Annotated in this window: 2 protein-coding genes; both read left to right on the top strand. The window is 59.3% G+C overall.

The window, feature by feature from the left end:
- Positions 1-271 precede the first annotated feature (271 nt).
- Positions 272-418, top strand: coding sequence for a hypothetical protein (locus tag E1297_RS01320; RefSeq protein ID WP_155132920.1), 147 nt, complete (start codon positions 272-274; stop codon positions 416-418).
- Between the two features lie 41 nt (positions 419-459).
- Positions 460-900: RNA-guided endonuclease TnpB family protein (locus tag E1297_RS01325; RefSeq protein ID WP_155132923.1), on the top strand; the 441-nt coding region annotated here is incomplete at its 3' end.

Consider the following 900-nt stretch of genomic DNA (forward strand, 5'->3'; position numbering starts at 1 on the left):
GCGCGGCAAACCCCTTCCTTCAGGGAGGGGGAGACGTTAAGAAACGTTCATGCCACTCTTGGGGGCGGTCTCTGTGAAAAGGAAACTCTCCCAGAATGGCTCCGTCCTCCGGGTCTATTAGCTCCGTGCATTCGGCGTAAACAAGTTGCTTGTCTGACTCGTGTTGGGTCTTCCGTTCTGCCGTCACGACCGCCATTAGGCCGCGTAGTTGCCGCGCCCTGCGCTCCAGCCTGGTGGCTGCTTTCTCGATGTTGTCCAGAGAAAGGGACATATGTGTCTCGTTGTCAAACGAGTGCCCGCACTGAAGGCGGATACGGACACGGCCTGGCTGAAGCGGGCCGACAGCCAGGCCCTACAACAATCGATCATACATCTGGATGAAGCGTTTCAGCGCTTCTTCCGCAAGCACGGGCGCTAGGCGATCTCTTACCCGCAGCGCGTCAGCGTCGTCGGGCGGTCTTGAATCGCCCGATCGAGGGCGAGATCAAGACGGTTACGGTGTGCCGTAAGCGGACAGGTAAATTCTTCGCCTCGATCCTCGTTGAGGACGGGCGCGAGATGCCGTCCACACCGGGGAATGTGGATGCCGCCGATGCGGTCGGTATTGATCTGGGCCTGACGAATTACGCGATGCTGTCCGGCGTCCCTGCCGGGCGGAACGTAAAGGTGCCGAACCCGCGTCATTACCGCAAGGCGCTGGTCGGGCTGCGGCGTGCGCAGCGCGATCTGTCGCGCAAAAGACAAGGATCTTCCAATCGGGCCAAGGTCCGGTTGGAGGTTGCCCGCGCTCATGAGCGCGTGGCGAATTCAAGAAACGACTTTCAGCACAAACTATCGAGACTTCTGGTCGACGAGAACCAAGCGATTTGTGTCGAGACGCTGAATGTCAAGGGAATGCTC

The sequence above is a fragment of the Roseibium sp. RKSG952 genome (genome assembly GCF_009711355.1).